Genomic DNA, 539 nt, shown 5'->3' with positions numbered 1-539 from the left:
AAAAACTCCGTCGGCGTGAAGAGACAATATACGGGCTCCGCCGGCAAGATCACGAATTGCCAGATAGGGGTGAGTCTTTGCGTGTCGAACAGGAAGGAGCAGGTGCCCATCGATTTCGAGCTCTACCTGCCGCACGACTGGACCGACCACCCGCGACGGAGGAAAGCCACGCGCATTCCCGAAGACCGCATTTTCAAGACGAAGCCGGAGCTGGCTCTCGACATGATCGGACGAGCGAAGGCGGACGGCATCCCGGGTGACATCGTGCTGGCAGACGCGGGATATGGCGACTCTTCTTCGTTTCGCGCGGCGCTGCGCGGGTATGGGCTCGATTATGCCGTCGCGATCAAGTCGCCAACGCGCTTGTGGCTCCTCGGCATGAACAACGAGCTCGAGCGCGTCGCCTCCGCAGAGGACCTTGGCGCCGAGCTCGGTCAGGCCGCCTTCCGGCGCATCACGTGGCGAACGGGCACCAAAGGAAAGCTTTCGTCTCGATTCTGCTTCCGCCGCGTCAAGCCGGTTCATGGGGACGGGGAGCC

The 539-nt window shown here is 62.5% G+C and carries 1 protein-coding gene; it reads left to right on the top strand.

The genetic code is table 11. The features are described 5' to 3' along the window. Window positions 1-15: 15 nt before the first annotated feature. The coding region (locus QHF83_RS53415; protein ID WP_282425900.1) for a transposase at window positions 16-539 on the top strand (524 nt) is incomplete at its 3' end.

Source organism: Polyangium sp. 15x6 (genome assembly GCF_029960785.1).
Lineage (GTDB): Bacteria > Myxococcota_A > Polyangia > Polyangiales > Polyangiaceae > Polyangium.
This window is presented reverse-complemented; position numbering and strand designations above follow the sequence as displayed.